General features: G+C 69.2%; 4 protein-coding genes. 2 read left to right on the forward strand and 2 right to left on the reverse strand.

The window, feature by feature from the left end; genetic code table 11:
* Both ACTHK2_RS08065 and ACTHK2_RS08070 read left to right on the forward strand, forming a co-directional pair.
* The coding region (locus ACTHK2_RS08065; protein ID WP_440245189.1) for a transketolase-like TK C-terminal-containing protein at positions 1–399 on the forward strand (399 nt) is incomplete at its 5' end.
* A 282-nt stretch (positions 400–681) separates the two neighbouring features.
* Complete coding sequence (locus ACTHK2_RS08070) at positions 682–3,051, forward strand: DUF3772 domain-containing protein (protein ID WP_440245190.1); 2,370 nt, start codon at positions 682–684, stop codon at positions 3,049–3,051.
* Positions 3,052–3,126: 75 nt separating this feature from the next.
* On the opposite strand, the gene ACTHK2_RS08075 is transcribed toward ACTHK2_RS08070, so the two are convergent.
* Together ACTHK2_RS08075 and ACTHK2_RS08080 are read right to left on the reverse strand one after the other, a co-directional pair.
* Positions 3,127–3,486, reverse strand: coding sequence for an HU family DNA-binding protein (locus tag ACTHK2_RS08075; protein ID WP_440245191.1), 360 nt, complete (start codon positions 3,484–3,486; stop codon positions 3,127–3,129).
* A 159-nt stretch (positions 3,487–3,645) separates the two neighbouring features.
* Entirely contained in the window at positions 3,646–4,560 is a 915-nt protein-coding gene (locus ACTHK2_RS08080; RefSeq protein WP_440245192.1) for a prohibitin family protein, read from the reverse strand.
* Between the last annotated feature and the right edge of the window lie 773 nt (positions 4,561–5,333).

Below are 5,333 nucleotides of genomic sequence, written 5' to 3' on the forward strand. Positions count from 1 at the left end.
GTGCCGAGCTTCTCGGAAGTCCGTCGCGAAGGCTTCGACGCCGAGCGCTGGAACCGCCTACATCCGGAAGCGCCGCAGCGCGTGCCGTACGTCACCGGCCTGCTGGCGGATCGCCAGGGTCCGGCCATCGCCGCCACCGACTACGTGCGCGAATACGCCGACCAGGTCCGCGCGTTCATGCCGCACGGCAAGCGCTACGTCGTGCTCGGCACCGACGGTTTCGGCCGCAGCGACACGCGCGCGAACCTGCGTTCGTTCTTCGAAGTCGATCGTTGGTGGATCGCGCACGCGGCGATCGCCGCGCTCGCCGCGGACGGCCAGATGAACCCCGAGGACGTCGCGCGCGCGATCAAGCAGTACAAGCTCGATCCGGACAAGCCGAATCCGTTGACGGTGTGACGCAGGGCGTATTCGAGGCACGGCCGCATTTTGCGTAGGGTGGGACGCAGCGGCGCGGCGGCACATCATGGAGCGACAACGCACGACCGCGAGCCCCACCGATTGCCACGCAGCGGATCGCTCGGTGAGACTCGCGGCCGGGCGCCGCGTCATTCCCGCCGCGGCCGCGCCGCTGCGTCCCACCCCACGGATTGCGGTGGGCTCGCCGATCCGTGAAGCGCAGCCGACCGGCCCGCGCGGTTCGCATTGACGGCGTGGCGCGCGCGCTTCGATCATCCGCCGATGATGCTTCTACGCCGCCTGTTCCTCGCCTTCGTCCTCGTGCTCGCCGCGGCGAGCGCGGCCGCCCAGTCACCCGACGCCGGCAAGTTGCTCGACGAGGCGCGCCAGCGCATCGCCGACGCGCGCAAGCAGCTCGAGGGCCGCGACGTCGACGACGCGACGTTGTCGCAGATGCGCGACCAGATGGGCGCGGTCGACACGCACGCGAACACGCTGCTCGGCGAGCTCGCGCCGAAGTTCGATGCGGTCGCCGCACGCATCGAGCAGCTCGGCCCCGCGCCCGCCAAGGGAGGCGAGGCGCGCGACATCGCGGTGCAGCGTGCGGAGCTCGAGAAGGAACGGAACGCGCTCGATGCCGACATCAAGCGCGCCAAGTTGCTCATCGTCGACAGCGGCCAGGTCGTCGCGCAGATCGCCGACGTGCGTCGCGCGAACTTCCAGGCGCGCCTGTCGCAGCGAACGCCGTCGCCGCTGACGCCGGCGTTCTGGCACGCGATCACCGGCAACCTCGATCGCGACCTCGCCGGCGCGCGTTCGCTGCTCGCCGACCTCGGCGCGGGCGTGCGCGCCGCGTTCGTCCCCGACAACCGCGTCGCCAGCCTCGTCGGCATCGCGATCGGCGCGTTGCTGGTCCTGCTCGGGCGCTGGTGGGTCGAACGCGTGCTGCTGCGCTGGACCGCCGATCGCGTGCCGCACGGTCGGCTGCGCCGGTCCGCGCTCGCGGTCGCTCTGGTCGTCACGACGACGCTGCTGACCGGTCTCGGCGCGCAGGTGATCGTGACCGCGCTCGACTGGCACGGCGTGTTCGGCGACGACGCGCGCGCATTCGCGCGGTCCATCGTCAGCGCAGTCGTGTTCGGCAGCTACGTGACCGGCCTCGGCCGCGCGCTGCTCGCTGCGGCGCGCGCTTCGTGGCGCCTGCCGCCGGTCTCCGACGGCGTCGCCGTGCGCCTGCGCCACTGGCCGCTGCTCCTGGGTGGCGCGGTCGCGTCGAGCGTGCTGGTCAAGCACTTCAACGAAATCGCCGGCACGAGCCTGTCGGCGACGATCGCCGGCAGCCTCGTCGTCGCCCTCATGTACGCGCTGCTGATCGGCTGGGGCCTCGCGCGAGCGGCGGGCGCGCCGGACGGCGACATCGCCGGGCACGGCGAGCGCGTGCCGCGCCCGGTCTGGGTCGGTGTCGCGATGTCGCTGCTGTGGGTCGGTGTCGTGCTCGCGATCGTCGCCGCGCTCAGCGGTTACGTGGCGCTCGCGCACCAGGTCGCGCGCCAGATGGTCGGCCTCGGTATCGTCGCGGCGACGTTCTACCTCGTCGTGCACGTGGTCGAGGACCTCTTCGCGGCCGCGCTGTCGTCGCGCGCGAACTGGATGCGACGCACGCTCGGCCTCGACCAGCGCGTGCTCGACCAGGTCGCGGTGCTGAGTTCGGGCGTGTTCCGCGTGTTCGCGCTCGCGATCGCGCTGTTCGCCGCGCTGGCGCCGTTCGGCACCGAGCCCGGCGACCTCGTCTCGCAGCTCGGCCGCACCGCAGCCGGCCTGAAGATCGGCCAGATCGAAGTGACGCCGGTCGCGGTGTTCGGCGCGCTCGCCGTGCTCGTGCTCGGCATCGCGGCGATCCGCGCGCTGCAGCGCTGGCTGCTCGTGAGCTACCTGCCGACGACGCGCATGGATCCTGGCATGCGCAGTTCGATGACGACCCTGCTCGGTACCGCGGGCATGGTCGTCGTCGTCGCGTTCGCGCTGTCGGCGCTCGGCCTCGGACTCGATCGCATCGCCTGGGTCGCGAGCGCGCTCTCGGTCGGCATCGGCTTCGGCCTGCAGGCGATCGTGCAGAACTTCGTGTCCGGCCTGATCCTGCTGGTCGAGAGGCCGGTCAAGGTCGGCGACTGGGTCGTGCTCGGCGACGCCGAGGGCGACATCCGCCGCATCAACGTGCGCGCGACCGAGATCCAGATGGGCGACCGCTCGACCGTGATCGTGCCCAACTCCGAGCTGATCACCAAGAGCGTGCGCAACGTCACGCTGGCCAATGCGGAAGGCCGCGTGCGGTTCCGCGTGCCACTGCCGCTCGACAGCGACCCAACGCGCGTGGTCGGGATCATCAAGGATGCATTCGCCGCGCATCCGGGCGTGCTGCGCGAGCCGGCGCCGAACGTGCTGCTCGACAGCATCGAGAACGGCCAGCTCATGTTCATCGTGGTCGGCTTCATCGCCAACCCGCGCCAGGCCGGACAGGTGCGCAGCGACCTGCTGCTCGACATCCTTGCGCGCCTGCGCGCCGAGGGCATCGCACTGTCGGCGCCCTACCAGGTCAATCTCGGCCGCGTCGGCGAGGCGGACGCGGCGGGGCCGCCTAGCCCCGACGCCTGACGCGCACCACGCGAAACCCGGAAACGACGCCGCCGGCACGAGGCCGGCGGCGGGTAGAGCAGTGCAGCGGACGGATTACTGCGCGGCGTCCTTGAGCTTCTTCAGCGCGCGCACCTTGACCTTCACGCTCGCCGGCTTGGCCGCGAACCAGCGCTCTTCCTTCGTGAAGGGGTCGATGCCCTTGCGCTTCGGCTTGGCGGCCACGGCGACCGCGGAGATCTTCAGCAAGCCCGGCAGCGTGAACACGCCGGCGCCCTTCTTGTGCAGCGAATTGGCGACCGTCTGCTCGAGCGCGGCGAGGACGGCGCGGACACCCTTGGTCTCGACGCCGCTCTGCTCGGCCAGGTGCGCGACCAGGCCCGACTTGCTCAGCGGTTCGGTAATCGGCTTCGACGCGCTCTTCTTGCCGGCAGCCGGCTTCTTGGATGTAGCCATGGTTTTCGTTTCTCCGTGGGGGTAGCGCGGCGCAGTACACGCGCCGCTGGGCCTAGCGTATCCGTTTTTTCGGGTTTGCGCGCAAGGAGGCCTTGAAACAGGCGCTTTGTGCGCCGCGACGTGCATCCGGCGCGGGAAAATGCGGGGTTTGCGCCGCCGTCATTCGGCCTTCTGCCCCGGCGTGAAGAACGGGATCGGCGTGCCCGCATAGATCGCCTCGGGGAGCTTCCCGTCCCAGCGCTCGGCCTTCACGCGTTCGACTTCGATGCGGCGCAGTTCGAGCACCTCCTTGCTCTTGGCGAGGGCGTCGTTCTGCACGCGCAACGCATCGGCCTGCGCGTTCGCGGCCTTGATCGTCGCGTACGCCTCGCCATCGGCCTTCGCCTTCAGCGCATTCGCCTCCGCCTCGGCGACGGCGACCTTCTGCTTCTGCTCGGCCTCGACCGTCTTCACCTTGTTCTCGGCGGCGAGACGCAGCTGTTCCTGGGTGACCTTCTCGTTGATCGCCGCCATGTACTCGGGCGAGAACGCGAAGTTGCGCATGTCGATGTTGATGACCTGCGCGCCGTACACCTCGAGCTTCTGCTTGAGCGCCGTATTGATGTCGGTCGATACCTGCGAGCGCTTGGCGATGAGGTCGGGCGCGTTGTACTTCGCGGTGACGGCCTTGAACACTTCCTGCGTCGCGGTCTGCACGTACGAAGACAGGTCGCCGTCGTGGCTGTACTTCTCGTACACCTCGGCGACGCGGTCGGTGATGATGCTGTAGCGCACGGTCAGGCTCACCTTGACCGGCTGCTGGTCGCTCGTGCTGCCGTCCGCGTTGTCGATCTGCGCCTGTTCCGCGCGGATGCTGAACAGCGCGAGCCGCTGCCACGGCATCACCACCGCGAGTCCTTCATTCTCGATGCCGCGGATCGCACCGAACTGCGTCAGCACGCCGCGCGAGCCGGTCGGCACTTGGCGGAACGGCCAGAACGCCGACAGCAGCAAGCCGAGCACCGCGACGACGACGACGTCACGCACCACCTTCTCGAGCAGCCAACGCCCCTGGGCGTCCTGGTAACGCGCCATCTGATCCCCTCCCCGGATGATCGCGGCGACGACGTGCCGCCGCGCGGCGCGCAGTCTGCGGCACGCGATCGGATGCGGGCAAGCGCGGCGTGCGGGAACGCAGACCCCGTGAAAATCATCGGCGCTTCGCTGCGGCGCGCGATGGACATATTCTCCGGACTGGAGCCCGACACAGGTAGCCTGGATGCGCAGTCGCACCGCCCGTTCGCTCGTCGCAGCGCTGATTGTCGCTGCCGGTGCCATGGGATATTCCTGCCTCCGGAACCCGTCTCCAGCGGGTCCTTCCAGGTCGCCTTCCGCAGCGCCTGCGCCCGTTGCGGCAGCAGAACCCGGGCGGCGAACACCGGCCGATGCGCCGAAGGCAGCCGCGACGCACACCGTGTCGGACCCGAGATCCCGGTATTTCGACGGCGTGCATGACTACGCGCAGCTGATGAAGAAAGTGAAAGCGGCAGGCAACGATGCCGACGCTCACTACGCCAGGATGAGCGCGGCAGGTTTGTGCGAACTATCGGACGCGCAACTCGACCGAGGGTTCGCGCGGAAAAAGCAGCGCGAAGGGGCTTCACCCGAAGCCGAAGCTTCGTTCGAGGCATACAAGACCTACCGTCGCCGGTTCTGCAAAAGTTGGGACGGGCGAGCTCAACCGGTCGATGCAACGCTACCGTGGGTTGCGCCGATAGGATAAGGACGAGCTATGGCACGAAGGGGTCGACCTGGGCTTTCCGATGCCCAGAAGCAGGATGTGTGGCAGCGGTGGAAATGCGGTCAAT

It is taken from the genome of Dokdonella sp. (genome assembly GCF_051958935.1).
Classification (GTDB): Bacteria; Pseudomonadota; Gammaproteobacteria; order Xanthomonadales; family Rhodanobacteraceae; genus Dokdonella_A.

Excerpts from the sequence above, each read along its gene's own strand:
- ACTHK2_RS08070 (WP_440245190.1), top strand. The coding sequence starts at position 682 with ATGATGCTTCTACGCCGCCTGTTCCTCGCCTTCGTCCTCGTGCTCGCC.
- ACTHK2_RS08075 (WP_440245191.1), bottom strand. The coding sequence starts at position 3,486 with ATGGCTACATCCAAGAAGCCGGCTGCCGGCAAGAAGAGCGCGTCGAAG.
- ACTHK2_RS08080 (WP_440245192.1), bottom strand. The coding sequence starts at position 4,560 with ATGGCGCGTTACCAGGACGCCCAGGGGCGTTGGCTGCTCGAGAAGGTG.